A 17,488-nucleotide genomic window follows, 5' to 3' on the forward strand; every position below is an offset into this window, starting at 1 on the left:
GATCAGTGCCGGCCGATGGGCAGCCGCGGCACCGCCGCGTCCGGCCCGCTCGCGGGGGCGGGGACCCGCCTGCTCAGCGCCTCGCCCTCGATGTCCACGTTCGGCAGCACACGGTTCAGGATACGAGGCAGCCACCAGGCCCGGTGGCCGAGCAGCGCCAGGACCGCGGGCACGATCGCCATCCGGACCACGAAGGCGTCGAAGGCGACGGCGGCGGCGAGGCCCAGGCCCATCGTCTGGATGGTCGGGCTGCTCATCCCGACGAATCCGGCGAAGACGCTGATCATGATGATCGCCGCGGCGGCCACCACCCGGCCGCTGTGCCGGAACCCGTTGACGATCGCCTCGCCGGGCGACGCGCCGTGGACGTACGTCTCCCGCATCCGGGTGAGGAGGAAGACCTCGTAGTCCATGGCGAGGCCGAACACGATGCCGATGACGAGGATCGGCATCAGCGACATGACCGGCCCGGTCTGCTCGATGCCGAGCAGACCGGCACCCCAGCCCCACTGGAAGACGGCGACGAGGACGCCGAAGGCGGCACCGACCGACAGCAGGAAGCCGAGCGCGGCCTTGAGCGGGACCAGGATCGAGCGGAAGACCACCATCAGCAGGAGCACCGCCAGGCCGATGACCACGGTGAGATACGGGACGAGGGCGTCGGACATGGCTTCGGAGATGTCGATGTTCATCGCGGTGGTGCCGGTGACCAGGACGGCGGCGCCCGTGTCTGCCTCGACACCGGCGGCGGCGTCGCGGATCGAGTTCACCAGGTCCTTGGTCTCGCCGCTGTTGGGCGCGGTCTCCGGGACGGCGGTGAGGACGGCCGTCTCCCCTTCCTTGTCGAGCACCGGGTCGCCGACCGAGGCGACGCCGTCGAGGTCCCGTACGGTCGTGCCGACCAGATCGGTGGCCGCCTCGGCGTCCGCGGCCTCCGAGGTGTCGACGACCACGGTCAGCGGGCCGTTGAAGCCGGGGCCGAAGCCGTCCGACAGCAGGTCGTAGGCGCGGCGCTGGGTGGTCTCGACCGACTTGGACTCGTCGCCCGGCAGACCGAGTTCCAGGCTCAGCGCCGGTACGGCGACGGCGCCGAGGCCGAGCCCGGCGACCAGCAGCACGGCCACCGGCCGCCGCAGGACGAACCGCGCCCAGCGGACGCCGAGACCGGGCCGGCCGGCCGCGGCGGGCACCGCGTGCGGACGTCCCCCGGCGCGCCGGGCGGCCTTGCGGGCGGCCCGGGACAGCACCCGCGGGCCGGCGAAGCCGAACATCGCGGGGACCAGGGTGAGCGCCACGAGCACGGCGAGGGCCACCGCTCCCGCGCCGCCCATGCCCATCTTGGTGAGTTCGGGAATGCCGACGACGCCCAGCCCGACCAGGGCGATGAAGACGGTCGCGCCGGCGAAGACCACGGCGGACCCGGCCGTGCCCACCGCCCGGCCCGCGGCCTCCTCCGGCTCGCTGCCCCGGGCGAGTTCGTCGCGGAACCGGGAGGTGATGAAGAGCGCGTAGTCGATGCCTACCGCCAGCCCCAGCATCAGCGCCAGGATGGCGACGGTGGACGTCAGGCCCAGCGGCACGGCCAGGGCGGAGACCAGGCCGAAGGCGATGGCCACACCCGCGAAGGCGGTCAGCAGGGAGAGTCCGGCGGCGACGAGCGAGCCGAGGGCGAGGACCAGCACCACCGCGGCCACCGCCACGCCGATGATCTCCGTCGTCCCGCCCGGCTCCTCCTCCGCATCCAGGGCGGAGCCGCCGATCTCCACGGTCAGCCCCGCGTCCCGGGCCTGGTCCGCGGCGCCCTCCAGGGCGCTCTTCGTCGGCCCCGTCAGGTCGACGGCGTCGGCGGTGTAGGTGATCGTGGAGTAGGCGACGGTGCCGTCCTCGCTGACGTCACCGGCCTCGTACGGGTCGGTGGCCGACGCGACCTGCTCGCCGCCGTCCAGCGAGCCGAGCGCGTCCGCGACGGCCGCCCTGTTCTCCTGCGCCGTCACCCGCTGCCCGTCCGGGGCCTGGAACACCAGGCGGGCCTCGGCCCCCTGCGCGTTGTTGTCGGGGAAGCGCTGGTCGAGCAGGTCGAACGCCTTCTGCGACTCGGTGCCGGGCATGGAGAGGTCCTCTTCCTCCCCGGCCGGCGCCACGGCGGCGGCGACGCCGGCCAGCACCAGGGCGACCAGCCACGTGCCACCGACGAGCCGGCGCCGCCGGAAGGCCCACCGCCCGATCCGGTAGAGATATGTCGCCACTTCTCGATCACTCCAGACACCGCTAGGAACGGGGAATGCGCGAGATCTCGCGCCCTTCCCACACTCCCGGCCGGCGCCCGGCGGGACATCGTCTGCCGTGGCCGTCTTCGCCTGGTGCGCCCGGACCAGTCACCGGGGCGTCCTGGTGCCTACGCACCACAGGCCCCCCGCTGACCTGCGCTAGCCCGACGGCACCCACTCGCCGTCCTCGAAGTCCTCCACGAAGAAGCTGTCGTGCCGGACGCGGAACTGCTTCAGCTCCTCGCCGCCGCGCCGCGACATCTGCGCGACCCGCTCGAAGTACTCCTCGCGCGGCGCGCCCGGGGAGAAGAGCATGAGCATCCGGACTGGCTCGTCGGTGGCGTTCCTGAAGGCGTGCAGCCCGCCGACCGGCACATACAGGAAGTCCCCGCTGCCTCCCGTCACCCACCGGTCGCCGTCGTACAGCTCCAGCTCGCCGGAGATCACGTAGAAGGACTCCGACATCGCCTTGTGGAAGTGCGTTCTGGCTCCCGGCGAGCGCGGACCCAGTTGCACGTCGTAGAGCCCGAACTCGCCGCCGGTGGACCCCTCGGTGGCGAGGTAGCGGGTGAAGCCGCCGGGCGAGGTGATGTCCGGCGGGGCATCGGCGGGCCGGAACACCGCGTTCACCTCGCCCTTCCCACCGTGGTAGCGGGGCTCGGGGTAGGCGAGGTCTTCGGGGTACGACATGGGTGCGCTCCTTCCGGCGGTCCTCCGGCATCGTGTCCCGGGCGCCGCCCAGGCGGCATCGGGCAACCGGATGATCTTCGCCGGCGGCGGGCCGAGACCCGCGGACCTAGGCCGGAGCGGCGTCGTCGCGCCGGAGGGACTAGGCGGGGCCCTCGCCGCTCGCGCGGGGGTCGGGGGTGCGGTGTTCGGCGGCGATGCCGAAGCGGCGTTCGCCCGTGGCAGATCCGGCGCTGCGGGACTGGTGCACGCCGGAGACCGTGGTGATCACCTGCTCCTCGGCCGCCGGGTGCTCGGGATTTTCGAGTTTCTCCAGGTCGGCGGCGGAGACCAGGGCCACGAGGGGTCGGCCGTGGCGGGTGACCACGACCCGCTCGCCGCCGTAGACCACGCGGTTGATCAGGTCGGCCAGCTCTGCGCGGGCTTGCGTCACCGGGATTTCGTACGCCATGCTCCCAGCATAACCGGATGTACGTCCTGTACATTTCGTACGGTGGGTCGCGCAAGCGAGAGGGAGAGGTGCTGACGGCCATGGACAGCCCCACGGCGCGCTACGTGCTGCCGGAGTTCACCGAGCGGACGAGCAGCGGGGTGCGCACGCAGGATCCGTACTCGAAGCTGCTCGAGGAGCGCATCGTCTTCCTGGGCACACAGGTGGACGACACCTCGGCGAACGACGTGATGGCCCAGCTGATGCACCTGGAGCACGCCGCGCCCGACCAGGACATCTCGCTGTACATCAACTCGCCCGGCGGCTCGTTCACGGCGATGACCGCGATCTACGACACGATGCAGTTCGTCACCAGCGACATCGAGACCGTCTGCCTCGGCCAGGCGGCGTCCGCCGCCGCCGTGCTGCTGGCCGCCGGCACCCCCGGCAAGCGGTACGTGCTGCCCGGGGCGCGGGTCCTCATCCACCAGCCGTCGTTCGCGGAGCCGGTGCGCGGGCAGGCGACCGACCTGGAGATCCACGCGAAGGAGCTGCTGCGCCATCGCGAGCTTCTGGAAGAACTCCTCGCCAAACACTCCGGGACCCCGATCGAGCAGATCCGCGAGGACATCGAGCGCGACAAGATCCTCGACGCCCCGGCGGCCGTCGCGTACGGGCTGGCCGACCGGCTGACCGAGAGCCGCAAGGGCCCGAGCACGCCCCGCTACGGCAGGTGAGCGGCCGTGCTGCCGCCCGAACTGCCGCCGCTGCCCGCGCTCACGCGCGCGGAGGCGGAGCTGATCGACCGCTATCTTGACGCCGTCGACCAGTTGGGCCGGATCAATCCCGCGCGCGGCGCGGACACGTACGCGGGGCTGCGCGCCGCGCAGGCGCTCGTCCGCACCGCCGTCGGGCTGCGGGACGCGCTGGCGCTGATGCACGAGCGGCGCGAGACCCGGATCCACGCCTCGACGATGGCGCGGGCGCTGCGGGTGCTCGACGGGGAGCGGCGCTGCCGGCTGGTGGCGGTGCCGCCGGGGCCGCGGGAGCCCGACGGGGCGCCGTGACGGTCGGCCGGCCCGGGTTTCGTACGGCCGGGTAGGTTGGCCGCGTTCCGCCCGCCGCGCATCGAGGAGCAAGCCGCCATGTGTCCGCAGCCCGGTGATCCCGCACCCGCCACGACGCTCTCCTACGGAACCGGCGGACCGGACGGCGGCCGGCTCGCCGCGCTGCTGGCCGCCGCCGCCCGCGGCGACTTCCCGCCGCCGGACGGCGCGGTGACCGTGCTGCCGCAGCCGTCGCCCCGGGACGCCGGCGTCCTCGCCCTCACCGGCAGCAACGTCGTCTTCGCCGACGCCGACCCGGCGTGGATACGCGGCCTGCTGCCCGCCGACGACCTGTCCGCCCCGCTGAACCCGCCGTTCCTCGACGCCCTCACCGCCCGTCTCGGCCGCACCGTGAACAACATCGACGCCCTGCTCGTCGCCGACCCCCTGCCCGGCCCGGCGCCGCTGCCGCTCGCCCCCGACACCGACGGCTCCCATCCCCGGCTGCGCCGCGCCCTGCGCCACCGCGACGACGTACGCGCCTGGACCGTCCCCGGCGCCACCGTGCTGCTCGGCCGCGGCGTGGCCGGGCGCTGGGAGGCCGCCGTGGAGGTGGAGCCGGGCGCCCGGGGGCGCGGTCTCGGCCGGCGGCTGGCGACGGCGGCCCGGCACCTGGTGCCGCCGGGCGAGCCGCTGTGGGCGCAGGTGGCGCCGGGCAACGCGGCGAGCGTGCGGGCGTTCCTGGCCGCCGGGTTCCGCCCGGTGGGCGCGGAGGCGCTGCTGGTGGTAGACGAGGAGTAGAACGGGCCGATCGGGCAACCGGGTAGGACATGGAGCGAGACCGGAGCGAGGACGACAACGGCACGACGACGCCGGCCGGACGGGTGGCGGATCATGCGGAGTTCGCGGCGGACGTGCGCCGCGAGACCCCGCTGGAGCGGGACGACCGCAACTTCGTGGAGCTGCTCCAGGAACTGCGGGTGACGCAGACGGGCGTACAGATCCTCTTCGCCTTCCTGCTGACGCTCGCGTTCACCGAGCGCTTCACCGAACTGGACTCGCTCCAGCGCGGCACGTACGTGACGACGCTGCTGCTGTCCGTGGGTGCGGCGGTGCTCTTCACCGCGCCCGCCGCGGTGCACCGGGGGCTGTTCCGGCGCGGCGCGAAACGGCGCATCGTCGACGTTTCCTCGCGGCTGGCGGCGGCGGGTCTCGGCGTGCTGGCGCTCGCGCTGACCGGGGCCGTGACGCTCGTGGTGGACGTGGTCCTGGGGCGCACGGCGGGGATCGCGGCGGGCGCGTCGGTGCTGTTGTTCATCGCGGGGCTCTGGGCGGCGCTGCCGTGGGGCCTGAGCCGGAGCCTCGCCTCCCGCGCGTCGAGGAAGGACGACGGGCCGGGCTGAGCCCGGCGCACCCGCACGCTCTCAAGGACGCCGGCCCGGGGCGTCAGAGGGTGCCCGGGTCGGTGTTCGCGCCGCAGAGCACGACGGCCACCCGCTCCCCCGCCCGCGGCTTGTACGCGCCCGTGGTCAGCGCCGCGAGCGCCGCGCCCGCGGCGTGCTCGACGACGAGCCGGTGCTCGTCCCAGAGCCGCCGCCGGGCCGCCGCGATGTCGGCGTCGGCGACGAGCACCGAGGTGGTGCCCGGCCGCTGCGCCCAGGCCAGCGCGTCGCGCGAGGTACGGGACGCGCCCAGGGAGTCCGCGGCGACGGAGTCGACCGGGACGTCCACCACCTCGCCGGCCGCCAGCGCCGCGTTCAGCGCCCGGCAGTTCTCCGGTTCGACGGCGACGACGCCGATCCCCTGCCGCGCGGCGGCTGCCGCGACGCCCGCGAACAGCCCGCCGCCGCCGACCGCGACCACGACGGTGTCGACGCCGCCGGGCACCGCGGCCACGATCTCCGGCAGCAGGGTCCCGGCGCCGGCGGAGATCAGCGGGTGGTCGTAGGCGTGGGAGGCGAGTGCGCCGGTCTCCTCGGCCATCGTGCGGGACGCGGCCAGCGCCTCGCCGTACGTCCGGCCCGTCAGCCGTACGTCGGCGCCGAGGCCGCGTAGCCGCTCGACCTTGAACTCCGGTGCGGTGGCGGGCAGGAAGACGTGCGCGGGGACGCCGTGGCGGGCGGCGGCCCAGGCGCAGGCGAGCCCGGCGTTGCCGCCGGAGGCGATGAGCACGCCGGCGTCCGGCATGGTGCCGGCGGCGGCGTGGGCGGCGGTGAAGTTCAGCGCGCCGCGCGCCTTGAAGGAGCCGGTGTGCTGGAGGAATTCGAGCGCGAACCACACGTCGGCGTCCGGTACCACCTCGGTGCCCGCGGGTGCGACGGCGACCGGGCGGACCCGGCCGGCGATGCGCTGCGCGGCGGCGTGGACGTCCTCGTGGCTGAGGGGCTGGTCGGTCATGCTTCCAGGGTGGACCAGCGCGGCGCCGCGGGCGTGACCGGGGGGCGTAGCTCAGGGCACGGGCGCCGCGCGCCAGGGCAGGGCGATCCACACCGTCTTGCCCCCGTCCGCCGTCGGCGTGATGGACAGCCGTCCGCCCCACTCCGCGACGAGGCACCGGATGATGACCAGGCCGCGCCCGTTGTCCTGCTGGACGGCGGCCGGCAGCCGGCGGGGCCAGCGCGGGTGGCTGTCGCTGACGCCGACGCGCAACTGCTCCCGTACGAGCAGCATCCGCACCGTGAACGTCGGCGACTGCCCGCGGGTGTGCTGAACGGCGTTCGTGGCCAGCTCGGATACCACCAGGCGGACGGTGTCCGCGGCCTCCGTGCCTTCCGGCAGACCCCATTTCCCGAGAATGTCAGTGACATATTTACGCGCCCGCGTGACCGAAGCAGCCTCACTAGGCAAGGTGACGGATGCTTCGTGCTGGTCTGCCATTGCGCCGCCGTCCCTTTCGCACGCGCGTACCGGACTCAGACGCGTGCCTGACGAAGTCGAGGACCTCTTCAGGTTGTTGTTCGCGTCACGGTGCCATCGATCGTGCCCGGCGCGCGAGCGCTGCACCAAGTTATGCATATATCTGTCGCTCGAAGCGGTGAACTCTGCCGCGAGAGACCGTATTTGGACGGCAGACTGGCCGTTGTGACGCGTTCGGATGAGCGGCCGGGAGGGGCCTCATGCGCAACGAGCCGGCGGTACGCCGTGCCAAGCTGGGCGCGGAGCTGCGCAGGCTGCGCGGCAAGGCCGGGCTGACCAGCGAGAAGGCGGCGGAGCGGGTCGGCTGGCACCAGTCGAAGATCAGCCGCATCGAGACCGGCAGGTCCGCTGCCAAGGCCGCGGACGTGTGCCGGCTGCTGGACGCGTACGGAGTCACCGACCCCGAGCTGCGCACGCTGCTGGAGACGCTGGCCACGGCGCCGCGCGGCGGTCGCACGGACCGCTGGTGGAGCGAGTACCGCGAGCTGCTGCCGGCCGCGTACCGGGACTTCATCAGCCTGGAGGCGGAGGCGTCCGCGGTGCGCACGCTGGAGACGTCGGTGGTCCCCGGGCTGCTCCAGACGCGGCGGTACGCGCTGGCGGTGACCAGGGCGGCCGTCGCCGGTGCGGGGCGGCGCGAGGTGGAGTCGCTGGTGGAGGTGCGGATCGCACGGCAGGCCGTGCTGCGCGCGGCGCGCCCGCCGCGGCTGCACGCGGTGCTCGACGAGGCGGTGCTGCGGCGGCACGTGGGCGGTCCGGGGGTGATGGCGGAGCAGTTGCGGCACTTGCGGCGGATGGGCACGCTTCCGCACGTACGGGTCCAGATCCTGCCCTTTTCCGCCGGAGAGCACGTCGGCCTCACCGGACCTTTCGTTATCTTCTCTTACTCGCGCAGTTCTGATCTCGATGTGGTCGTTGTCGACCATTTGATGAGTAGCCTTCACCTGGAAAGGAAAGAAGACTTACGGGCGTATGTGACCGCCTTTGCTTCGCTACAGGCAGGCGCCCTTTCGCACGAGGAGTCCATGTCGTTCATAGCCGCGCTCGGCGCGGGCGCAAAGGAGGCACCATGACCGCAATGCCTCGGTACGTCTCCTCCAGTACGGCACTCGACGACCTCAGGTGGCGGCGCAGTTCGCACAGTACGGGGGCGAACAACTGCGTCGAGGCCGCCTATCCCGTGGGAGCCGGCTCCGGCGGGCTGCTCGCCGTCCGTGACTCCACCCAGGTGGAGGGGCCCGCGTTACTCTTCCGGGCCGAGGCGTGGCGGGCGTTCGTCGCGGCCGTGAAGGACGGCGAGTTCGCCGGGGGCGCGCGGGTCGCGTACGCCTAGCGCGCGGGCGCCCGCCGCTCCGGTCACGGGGCCGCGGGCGCCGTGCGTACGACCGTTTCGACCGCGGTCCCCACCTGCTGGTCCGTCAGGTCCGCGCGGGCCGTCAGCCGCAGCCGCGAGATGCCGTCGGGGACCGACGGCGGGCGGAAGCAGCCGACCGCCACGCCCGCCGCGCGGCACGCCGCCGCCCACGCCACCGCAGCCTCGGGCGCCGGGGCCCGTACCGACACCACCGCCGCGTCGGGGCGTACGGCCGTCAGCCCGGCGGCCGTCAGCCCGCCGTGCAGCGCCGCGGCCGTCCTGCGGGCCGCCGCGGCCCGCTCGGGCTCGCGGCGCAGCAGGCGCAGCGCGGCGAGCGCGGCGCCCGCGGCGGCGGGGGCGAGCCCGGTGTCGAAGATGAACGTCCGCGCGGTGTTGACCAGGTGCTCGATCACCCGCGCCGGCCCCAGCACCGCACCGCCCTGGCTGCCCAGCGCCTTCGACAGCGTGACGGTGGCGACGACGTCGCCCGCGCCCGCCAGGCCCACCGCGTGCGGCGTGCCGCGCCCGCCGTCCCCGAGCACGCCGAGCCCGTGGGCGTCGTCCACCAGCAGCCCGGCGCCGTACGCGCGGCAGGCCGCCGCGAGCGCGGGCAGGTCCGCGGCGTCGCCGTCGACGGAGAAGACCCCGTCGGAGACCGCGAGCGCGCGTCCGGCGAAGCCGTGGAGCGCCTTGGCCACCGAGTCGGCGTCGGCGTGCGGCACGACGGCGACGTGGGCCCGGGACAGCCGGCAGCCGTCGATGAGCGAGGCGTGGTTGCCCGCGTCCGAGACCACGAGGGTGCCGCGGTCGCTCAAAGCGGTGACGGCGGCGAGGTTTGCCCCGTAGCCGGAGGAGAAGACGAGCGCGGCTTCGAAGCCGCAGAAGGCGGCGAGTTCGGCCTCCAGCTCCGCGTGCAGCGCGGTGCTGCCGCTGACGAGCCGGGAGCCGGTGGCGCCCGCTCCCCAGCGCTCGGCCGCCGCGGCCGCGGCGGCGGTGACCTCGGGGTGGCGGGCGAGGCCGAGGTAGTCGTTGCCGCAGAGGTCGAGCAGCGGCGCGTCGTACGCGCGGGGGCGCAGGGCGCGTACGAGACCGGCGCGCCGCCGCTCCTCGGCCTGCGCGTCGATCCAGTCGAAGGCGTGACGGGGCATGCGGTTCCTCGGCTCGGCGGGCTGTGTCTGCACCGTAATGCGCGTGCGGGCGCGCGGCGGTGTGGCGATGAGCACAGAAGACGGGGGCGGCCGTTGTGCGGTACCCCATTGGCCCGGGCCGGTGCGGTGGGCGAGGATCTGCGCCATGGACCTGCTTTCGACGCTGGTGGACAAGGGGCTGCGGCGCGAGGCGCCCACCCGTGACGAGGCCCTGGCCGTGCTGCGCGTGGCCGACGAGGACGTGCTCGACGTCGTCGCCGCGGCCGGGAAGGTGCGCCGGGCCTTCTTCGGCCGCCGGGTGAAGCTCAACTACCTGGTCAACCTCAAGTCGGGGCTGTGCCCCGAGGACTGTTCGTACTGCTCGCAGCGGCTGGGCTCCGAGGCGGGGATCCTCAAGTACACGTGGCTCAAGGCCGACCAGGCGGCCGACGCCGCGGCGGCCGGTGTGGCGGGCGGCGCCAAGCGGGTCTGCCTGGTCGCCAGCGGGCGCGGGCCCACGGACCGCGACGTCGACCGGGTCTCGGAGACCATCGCGGCCATCAAGGAGCGGCACGGGGAGGTGGAGGTGTGCGCCTGCCTCGGGTTGCTCTCCGACGGCCAGGCGGAGCGGCTGAAGTCGGCGGGCGCGGACGCGTACAACCACAACCTCAACACCTCGGAGGCGACGTACGCGGACATCTGCACCACGCACGGCTACGAGGACCGCGTGCAGACCGTGCAGCAGGCGCAGGCGGCCGGGATGTCGGCGTGCTCCGGACTCATCGCGGGAATGGGCGAGAGCGACGGGGACCTGGTCGACGTGGTCTTCGCGCTGCGCGCGCTGGACCCGGACTCGGTGCCGGTGAACTTCCTCATCCCCTTCGAGGGCACGCCGCTGGGCGGCGAGTGGGACCTCACGCCGCAGCGCTGTCTGAAGATCCTCGCCATGGTGCGGTTCGTATGCCCGGATGTGGAGGTGCGGCTGGCGGGCGGCCGGGAGATCCATCTGCGGACGCTCCAGCCGCTGGCGCTGCACCTGGCCAACTCGGTGTTCCTGGGCGACTACCTGACCAGCGAGGGGCAGGCGGGCAAGGCGGATCTGGAGATGATCGCGGACGCCGGGTTCGAGGTGGAGGAGGCGGGTACGACGACGCTGCCGCCGCACCGGGCCGGCGGGCCGGCCGCGGACGACGCGCTCCCGGACGGCTCGCCCGCGGGCGAGCCGGCGCAGGCGGCGCGTACGGACCTCGTCGCCGTACGGCGCCGCGGGGCCGGCACGGAACTGCCGCCCAATGCCTGAGCCGTTGCCGCCCCGGCGGCTGCTCGACCTGGACCGCGAGCACGTCTGGCACCCGTACGGGCCCATGCCCGGCCGGCAGGAGCCGCTGGTCGTCGACTCCGCCGAGGGCGTACGGCTGCGGCTGGCCGAACCGGCGTGGGGCGTGGACGAGCTGGTCGACGGGATGTCGTCGTGGTGGTCGGCGATCCACGGCTACCGCCACCCGGCGCTCGACGCCGCCGCCCGCGGGCAGTTGGAGCGGATGAGCCACGTGATGTTCGGCGGGCTCACCCACGAGCCGGCGGTGCGGCTGGCGGCGCGGCTGGTGGAGGTCACGCCCGAGCCGCTGCGGCACGTGTTCCTCAGCGACTCGGGCTCGGTGTCGGTCGAGGTCGCGGTCAAGATGTGCCTCCAGTACTGGCGTTCACGCGGCCGGCCGGACAAGCACCGGCTGATGACCTGGCGCGGCGGCTACCACGGGGACACCTGGCAGCCGATGTCGGTCTGCGACCCGGACGGCGGCATGCACGACCTGTGGTCCGGCGTGCTGCCGCGGCAGTTGTTCGCCGGGGTGCCGCCCGCGGGCTTCGACGCGCCGGTGGACGGGGCGTACGAGCGTGAGCTGCGCGACCTCGTTGCCCGGCACGCGGACGAACTGGCGGCGGTGATCGTCGAGCCCGTCGTGCAGGGCGCGGGCGGCATGCGGTTCACCGCGCCCGGCTATCTGCGGGTGCTGCGCGAGGCGTGCGACGCACACGGCGTGCTGCTGGTGTTCGACGAGATCGCCACCGGCTTCGGCCGCACCGGGGAGTTCTTCGCCGCGGACCACGCGGGCGTCACCCCGGACGTGATGTGCGTGGGCAAGGCGCTGACCGGCGGCTATCTGTCGATGGCCGCGACTCTGTGCACCCCCCGGGTCGCCGAGGGCATCTCGGAGGGCGAGGTTCCGGTACTCGCCCACGGCCCGACGTTCATGGGCAACCCGCTCGCCTCCGCCGTCGCCCTGGCCTCGCTCGACCTGCTGGCCGACGGCGGCTGGCGGCAGGACGTCAAGCGCATCGAGAGCGGGCTGCGGGAAGGGCTGGCCGCGGCCGCGGAGCTGCCGGGGGTGGTGGACGTACGGGTGCTGGGCGCCATCGGCGTCGTGCAACTTGACCACCACGCGGACATGGCCGCCGCCACCCGGGCCGCGGTCGAGGCGGGCGTGTGGCTGCGCCCGTTCCGCGACCTGATCTACACCATGCCGCCGTACGTGACGGGGGACGCCGACGTCGCCCGCGTCTGCGCCGCCGTGCGCGCCGCGGCGGCGGCCGGCTGACCGGCGGGGAAGGGCGAGTCGATGGGCAGCGTGCTCGTGGTCACCGGCACCTCGACCGGGGTGGGCAAGACGGTCGTCACCGCCGCCGTGGCCGCCGCGGCGCTGGCGCGGGGTCGTTCGGTGGCCGTACTGAAGCCGGCGCAGACCGGCGTGGCGCCCGGCGAACCCGGCGACGCCCAGGAGGCGGCGCGCCTCGCCCCGGGCATCGAGGCCGTGGAGCTGGCCCGCTTCCCCGAGCCGCTGGCGCCGGCGACGGCCGCCCGCCGCGCGGGGCTGCCGCCGCTCACGGCGGCGGACGCGGCGGGGATGGTGGAGAAGCTGGGGCACGAGTACGACCTGGTGCTCGTGGAGGGCGCCGGCGGGCTGCTGGTGCGGCTGGACGACGCGGGCGGCACGCTGGCGGAGGTGGCGCGGCTGGTGGCGGCGCCGGTGCTGGTCGTGTCCGCCGCCGGGCTCGGCACGCTCAACGCCACCGAGCTGACCACCGAGGCGCTGCGCCGCCGCGGCCTGGCGTGCCCCGGCGTGGTGGTCGGCAGTTGGCCTGCGGAACCGGATCTGGCGGCCCGGTGCAACCTGGCGGACCTGCCGGCCACGGCGCGGGTGCCGCTGCTGGGCGCCGTGCCGGAGGGCGCCGGCGCGTACGGTCCCGAGGCGTTCGGCGTGGCGGCGCCCGGGTGGCTCGCGCCGGCGCTCGGCGGGCACTGGGAGGCCGACGACTTCCGCGCCCGGCAGGCCCCGGCCGGGCCCCCGGGGGGACAATCGCAGTGACCCCGCTCGCCAGGAGGCCGGTATGCCGACACCGCCGCGCGCCGCGAAGGACACCGTGTACCACCCGCGCTTCGCGCGCTTCTACGCCCGCCTCAGCGTCGCCGCCGACGAGCGCGGCGGGGTCGCCGAGCTGCGCGGGGAGCTGCTGACCGGCCTCTCCGGCCGGATCGTGGAGATCGGCGCCGGAAACGGGCTGAACTTCGCGCACTACCCGCCCGCCGTCTCCGAGGTCGTCGCCATCGAGCCGGAGCGCCACCTGCGGCAGCTCGCCGTGGAGGCGGCGCTGCGCGCGGACGTGCCGGTGGACGTGGTGCCCGGGCTGGCCGAGGCGCTGCCGGTCAAGAGCGAGTCGTTCGACGCCGCCGTCGCCTCGCTGGTGCTGTGCTCGGTCGCGGACGTGCCGCGGGCGCTGGACGAGCTGCGGCGGGTGCTGCGGCCGGGCGGCGAGCTGCGGTTCTACGAGCACGGGCGGGCCGAAGGACGGGTGATGCGGGCGGTGCAGCGGGCGGCGGACCGCACGGTGTGGCCGCTGCTGCTCGGCGGCTGCCACTCCGGCCGCGACGTGCTCGGCGAGCTGACCGCCGCCGGGTTCACCCTCGGCGCGTACCGGCGGCTGCGGATGCCGGAGAAGGGGCCGCCGACCCCGGCCTCGTACCACGTCCTGGGCACTGCGCTGCGAGGCTGACGGCCGCTGCGCCCTGCACAGGAGGAGGCGGTCCTCCCTCGGGAGTAGCGGGTTATCCACAGGTGCCACCCGGGAGGGATGCGCGGGGTCGGGCGGGCGGCCTAGTCTCGCTGGCAGGCGGCGTGAATCGTTCGATCAGGCGGCCTGGCAGCACGGGCCCGCCGGACGTACGGCATCGGCGGGCGGGACAGGAACGCGCACCTGGCGCCCAGCTCACGGTCCGATGGGGGAACGGCATTGTCCACACCGGCGGCACTCGACAGACGCGAAGCGGGACCGCCGACCGGGGTCGCGGCCCGGGCCGGCGGGCTGACGAAGACCTACGGCGGCGGCGAGACGGCGGTCGTCGCGCTGGACGCGGTGGACGTGGAGATCCGGCGCGCCCGCTTCACGGCGGTGATGGGCCCGTCCGGCTCCGGCAAGTCCACGCTGATGCACTGCCTCGCGGGGCTCGACACGGTGACCTCCGGGCGGGTCTGGCTGGGCGACACGGAGATCACGGGCCTGGGCGAGCGGGAGCTGACGCGGCTGCGCCGCGACCGGATCGGCTTCATGTTCCAGTCGTTCAACCTGCTGCCCACGCTGAACGCGCTGGAGAACATCACACTGCCGATGGACATCGCGGGCCGCAGGCCCGACCCCGACTGGCTGGACCGGGTGGTCGACACGCTCAGGCTGCGCGACCGGCTCGACCACCGGCCCTCGCAGCTCTCCGGCGGCCAGCAGCAGCGGGTGGCGTGCGCGCGGGCGCTGGCCTCCCGGCCCGAGCTGATCTTCGCCGACGAGCCCACGGGCAACCTCGACTCGCGCTCCGGCCTGGAGGTGCTGGGCTTCCTGCGGGAGGCGGTGGACCGGCTCGACCAGACGGTGGTGATGGTCACCCATGACCCGGGCGCCGCCGCCCACTCCGACCTGGTGCTCTTCCTGGCCGACGGCCGGATCGTGGACGAGATGCCGCAGCCGACGGCCGACGCGGTGCTGGAGCGCATGAAGCGCTTCGACGGCGTCAGGAAGAGCTGAGGCGGCGTGCTCAAGGCGACTCTGCGCAGCTTCTTCGCGCACAAGGGGCGGCTGCTGCTGTCGGCGCTGGCGGTGCTGCTGTCGGTGGCGTTCGTCTCCGGCAGCCTCATCTTCTCCGACACCGTCAGCCGCACGTTCGACCGGCTCTTCGCCTCCACGGCGGCCGACGTCGCGGTCTCCCCGAAGGAGGCGTTCGAGCAGAACCACGGGTTCGGCTCCGGGCTGGTGCCGACGCTGCCCGCCGCCGTCGGCGAGGACGTGGCGAAGGTGCCCGGGGTCGAGGGCGTCCACCTCGACGTCGAGGTGGAGAACCTCACCGTCACCGACGCGGAGAACGAGCCGATCGGCCGGACCACCGGCCCCCCGACGGTCGCCACCAACTGGTACGTCACCGACCGCAGCCCGGTGGAGCTGTCGGACGGCCGCGAGCCGGAGGGCGCCGGCGAGGCGCTGCTCGACAAGGACACCGCCGACCGGAAGAACGTCGAGATCGGCGACACGCTCAACGTCATCGCGCCGCCCGGCACGTTCGGGGTCGAGGTCGTCGGCATCGCGAAGTTCACCACCACCAACCCGGGCGCGGCGGTGGTCTATCTCGACACGGCGGCGGCGCAGCGCCAGTTGCTCGACGACCCGAAGCTGGCCACGTCGGTGTCCGTGGACGCGGCACCGGGGGTGTCGGACGCCGAGCTGAAGAAGCGCGTCAAGGCGGTGCTCGACGGGAAGTACGCCGTGCAGACCGCCGACGAGCAGGCGAAGTCGGCGGCGGAGGAGCTGGGCACGTTCCTCGACATCATCAAGTACGTGATGCTCGGCTTCGCCGGGATCGCCGTGCTGGTCGGCATCTTCCTGATCGTCAACACGTTCTCGATGCTCATCGCCCAGCGCACCCGCGAGCTGGGACTGATGCGCGCGCTGGGCGCGGACCGGCGGCAGGTCCGCCGCTCGGTGCTCACCGAGGCGCTGCTGCTCGGCGTGGCGGGCTCCACGCTCGGGCTGCTCAGCGGCATCGGCCTGGCCGTCGGGCTCATCGAGACGATGGGCCTGCTGGGGATGAACCTGGACGCGGCCGAGATGGTCGTGAGCTGGGTCACGCCGGTCGTCGCGTACGCGGTGGGCGTGGGCGTCACCTTCGTCGCCGCCTATCTGCCCGCCCGGCGGGCGGCGCGGGTCTCCCCCATGGCGGCCCTCGCCGACCTGGAGATCGCCGAGGTCGGCCGGCCGATGCGGGTGCGGGCGGTGATCGGCTCGGTCCTCGGGGTCCTCGGGGCGGTGTCGTTCGTCTTCTGCGCCACGGCGGACCGGACCCGGGACTCCGCGGTCTACCTGGTGGGCGGCGTGGTGCTGACGATGCTCGCCGTGGTGGCGGCAGGACCGCTGCTGGTGCGGCCGGTGATCCGGGTGCTGGGCGGCTGGTTCCCGCGGATCTTCGGCTCCGTCGGCGCCCTCAGCCAGCGCAACGCGCTGCGCAACCCGCGGCGTACCGGCGCGACGGCCGTGGCCCTGATGGTGGGCCTGGCCCTGGTCGGCGGCATGTCGGTGGCCGCCGCGTCGATGACGAAGTCCTTCGACGAGGAGATCGACCGGACGCTGGGCGCGGACTTCATCGTGCAGAGCGACAACTTCGGCCCGTTCCCCCGCGAGGTCACCGCGCGGGTCGAGGACGCGGACGGCGTGGGCCTGGTGGTCCGCCAGCGGTTCGCGCCGCTGCGGGTGACGCTGCCCGACGGCGAGAAGACCAGCACCAGCGCGGGCGCCTTCGACAAGGAGCTGGACCAGGTCAGCCGGCTGGAGTACGCCGCCGGCGGCACCAGCGCCGCGCTCGCCCCCGGGCACGTGGGCCTCCAGCGCGGGTTCGCACGCGACCACGGCATACGTATGGGCAGCAAGCTGGAGGTGGAGTTCCCCAACGGCAAGCGGACCGAGCTGACCGTCGGCGCGCTGACCAAGCAGGAGACCAGCGGCGGGTTCGGCGCGGCGGGCGGCTTCTTCCTGGGCCTGCCGACCCTGGAGGAGCACCTGCCCGGCGGCCAGGAGGCGGCCCTGTTCGTCAACGCCGGGGGCGGCACCGACGCCGACCGGCTGCGCGCGTCGCTGGAGAGCGGACTCGAAAGCTTCCCCCAGGTGAAGGTGCGCGACCAGGCCGACTTCAAGGAGCTGATCCGGGACCAGATCATCGTGCTGCTCTATCTGGTCTTCGCGCTGCTGGGGCTGGCGATCATCATCGCGGTGCTGGGCGTGGTGAACACGCTGGCGCTGTCGGTGGTGGAGCGGACCCGCGAGATAGGCATGCTGCGGGCCATAGGGCTGTCCAGACGCCAGACCCGGCGGATGATCCGGCTGGAGTCGGTCGTGATCGCCGTCTTCGGCGCGCTGCTCGGCCTGGTGCTGGGGCTGGCGTGGGGCGCGGGGGTGCACGAGGTGCTGGCGCTGGAGGGGATGCGCGCCTTCGCCATCGACTGGACGGTGCAGCTCGCCGTGGTGATCGGGTCCGTGCTGGTCGGTCTGCTGGCCGCTCTGCTGCCGGCGCTGCGGGCGTCCCGGCTCAACGTCCTGGCGGCCATCGCGCACGAATGACCGCGGCCCCGGTG

At 74.1% G+C, this 17,488-nt stretch carries 18 protein-coding genes; 12 read left to right on the forward strand and 6 right to left on the reverse strand.

Translation table 11 applies throughout. The annotated features are described in order from the left end of the window. Window positions 1-2 precede the first annotated feature (2 nt). The 3 genes from QBL21_RS18080 to QBL21_RS18090 all read right to left on the reverse strand — a co-directional run bounded on the left by QBL21_RS18080 (window position 3) and on the right by QBL21_RS18090 (window position 3,405). A complete protein-coding gene (locus QBL21_RS18080; RefSeq protein WP_407563240.1) occupies window positions 3-2,246 on the reverse strand; it encodes an MMPL family transporter in 2,244 nt (747 codons plus the stop codon). A 180-nt stretch (window positions 2,247-2,426) separates the two neighbouring features. Continuing rightward, window positions 2,427-2,957, reverse strand: a complete 531-nt coding sequence (locus QBL21_RS18085) for a cupin domain-containing protein (RefSeq protein ID WP_407563241.1) — start codon at window positions 2,955-2,957, stop codon at window positions 2,427-2,429. A gap of 139 nt (window positions 2,958-3,096) precedes the next feature. Next, entirely contained in the window at window positions 3,097-3,405 is a 309-nt protein-coding gene (locus tag QBL21_RS18090) for a type II toxin-antitoxin system Phd/YefM family antitoxin (protein WP_407563242.1), read from the reverse strand. An 80-nt stretch (window positions 3,406-3,485) separates the two neighbouring features. Between QBL21_RS18090 and QBL21_RS18095 the strand changes: the two genes are divergently transcribed. The 4 genes from QBL21_RS18095 to QBL21_RS18110 all read left to right on the forward strand — a co-directional run bounded on the left by QBL21_RS18095 (window position 3,486) and on the right by QBL21_RS18110 (window position 5,833). Beyond that, window positions 3,486-4,121, forward strand: coding sequence for an ATP-dependent Clp protease proteolytic subunit (locus tag QBL21_RS18095; RefSeq protein ID WP_407563243.1), 636 nt, complete (start codon window positions 3,486-3,488; stop codon window positions 4,119-4,121). Window positions 4,122-4,127: 6 nt separating this feature from the next. Continuing rightward, complete coding sequence (locus QBL21_RS18100; protein WP_407563244.1) at window positions 4,128-4,451, forward strand: hypothetical protein; 324 nt, start codon at window positions 4,128-4,130, stop codon at window positions 4,449-4,451. Between the two features lie 78 nt (window positions 4,452-4,529). Then, on the forward strand, window positions 4,530-5,231 hold the full coding sequence (locus QBL21_RS18105; RefSeq protein WP_407563245.1) for a GNAT family N-acetyltransferase: 702 nt from the start codon (window positions 4,530-4,532) through the stop codon (window positions 5,229-5,231). A 29-nt stretch (window positions 5,232-5,260) separates the two neighbouring features. After that, entirely contained in the window at window positions 5,261-5,833 is a 573-nt protein-coding gene (locus QBL21_RS18110; RefSeq protein WP_407563246.1) for a DUF6328 family protein, read from the forward strand. A gap of 43 nt (window positions 5,834-5,876) precedes the next feature. Here the strand turns inward: QBL21_RS18110 and QBL21_RS18115 are convergent, their stop codons facing one another. Both QBL21_RS18115 and QBL21_RS18120 read right to left on the reverse strand, forming a co-directional pair. Beyond that, window positions 5,877-6,827 (reverse strand): serine/threonine dehydratase, encoded by a 951-nt coding sequence (locus QBL21_RS18115; RefSeq protein ID WP_407563247.1) that lies wholly within the window; start codon window positions 6,825-6,827, stop codon window positions 5,877-5,879. A 51-nt stretch (window positions 6,828-6,878) separates the two neighbouring features. Further along, window positions 6,879-7,307, reverse strand: coding sequence for an ATP-binding protein (locus tag QBL21_RS18120; RefSeq protein ID WP_407563248.1), 429 nt, complete (start codon window positions 7,305-7,307; stop codon window positions 6,879-6,881). 239 nt (window positions 7,308-7,546) lie between these two features. Between QBL21_RS18120 and QBL21_RS18125 the strand changes: the two genes are divergently transcribed. Both QBL21_RS18125 and QBL21_RS18130 read left to right on the forward strand, forming a co-directional pair. Then, the gene (locus QBL21_RS18125; protein WP_407563249.1) at window positions 7,547-8,419 is read left to right on the forward strand and encodes a helix-turn-helix domain-containing protein; all 873 of its coding nucleotides are present in this window, start codon (window positions 7,547-7,549) and stop codon (window positions 8,417-8,419) included. Beyond that, the gene (locus QBL21_RS18130; RefSeq protein WP_407563250.1) at window positions 8,416-8,679 is read left to right on the forward strand and encodes a DUF397 domain-containing protein; all 264 of its coding nucleotides are present in this window, start codon (window positions 8,416-8,418) and stop codon (window positions 8,677-8,679) included. The genes QBL21_RS18125 and QBL21_RS18130 overlap by 4 nt, the downstream gene beginning before the upstream one ends. A 23-nt stretch (window positions 8,680-8,702) precedes the next feature. Here QBL21_RS18130 and QBL21_RS18135 read toward each other — a convergent pair whose 3' ends face one another. After that, window positions 8,703-9,848: an 8-amino-7-oxononanoate synthase gene (locus tag QBL21_RS18135; protein WP_407563251.1), complete on the reverse strand. Its 1,146-nt coding sequence runs from the start codon at window positions 9,846-9,848 to the stop codon at window positions 8,703-8,705. Window positions 9,849-9,993: 145 nt separating this feature from the next. Between QBL21_RS18135 and bioB the strand changes: the two genes are divergently transcribed. The 6 genes from bioB to QBL21_RS18165 all read left to right on the forward strand — a co-directional run bounded on the left by bioB (window position 9,994) and on the right by QBL21_RS18165 (window position 17,474). After that, a complete protein-coding gene (gene bioB / locus QBL21_RS18140) occupies window positions 9,994-11,127 on the forward strand; it encodes a biotin synthase BioB (protein ID WP_407563252.1) in 1,134 nt (377 codons plus the stop codon). Further along, a complete protein-coding gene (locus QBL21_RS18145; protein WP_407563253.1) occupies window positions 11,120-12,424 on the forward strand; it encodes an adenosylmethionine--8-amino-7-oxononanoate transaminase in 1,305 nt (434 codons plus the stop codon). The genes bioB and QBL21_RS18145 overlap by 8 nt, the downstream gene beginning before the upstream one ends. Before the next feature lie 21 nt (window positions 12,425-12,445). Continuing rightward, on the forward strand, window positions 12,446-13,192 hold the full coding sequence (gene bioD, locus QBL21_RS18150; RefSeq protein WP_407563254.1) for a dethiobiotin synthase: 747 nt from the start codon (window positions 12,446-12,448) through the stop codon (window positions 13,190-13,192). A 22-nt stretch (window positions 13,193-13,214) separates the two neighbouring features. Continuing rightward, window positions 13,215-13,877 carry a class I SAM-dependent methyltransferase gene (locus tag QBL21_RS18155; protein ID WP_407563255.1) on the forward strand — a complete coding sequence of 221 codons (663 nt, stop codon included), beginning with the start codon at window positions 13,215-13,217 and terminating at the stop codon, window positions 13,875-13,877. A gap of 237 nt (window positions 13,878-14,114) precedes the next feature. Next, complete coding sequence (locus QBL21_RS18160; protein ID WP_407563256.1) at window positions 14,115-14,897, forward strand: ABC transporter ATP-binding protein; 783 nt, start codon at window positions 14,115-14,117, stop codon at window positions 14,895-14,897. A 6-nt stretch (window positions 14,898-14,903) separates the two neighbouring features. After that, window positions 14,904-17,474 (forward strand): FtsX-like permease family protein, encoded by a 2,571-nt coding sequence (locus QBL21_RS18165; RefSeq protein ID WP_407563257.1) that lies wholly within the window; start codon window positions 14,904-14,906, stop codon window positions 17,472-17,474. The last annotated feature ends 14 nt before the right edge of the window (window positions 17,475-17,488 follow it).

It is taken from the genome of Streptomyces sp. 184, from assembly GCF_045781775.1.
GTDB lineage: Bacteria > Actinomycetota > Actinomycetes > Streptomycetales > Streptomycetaceae > Streptomyces.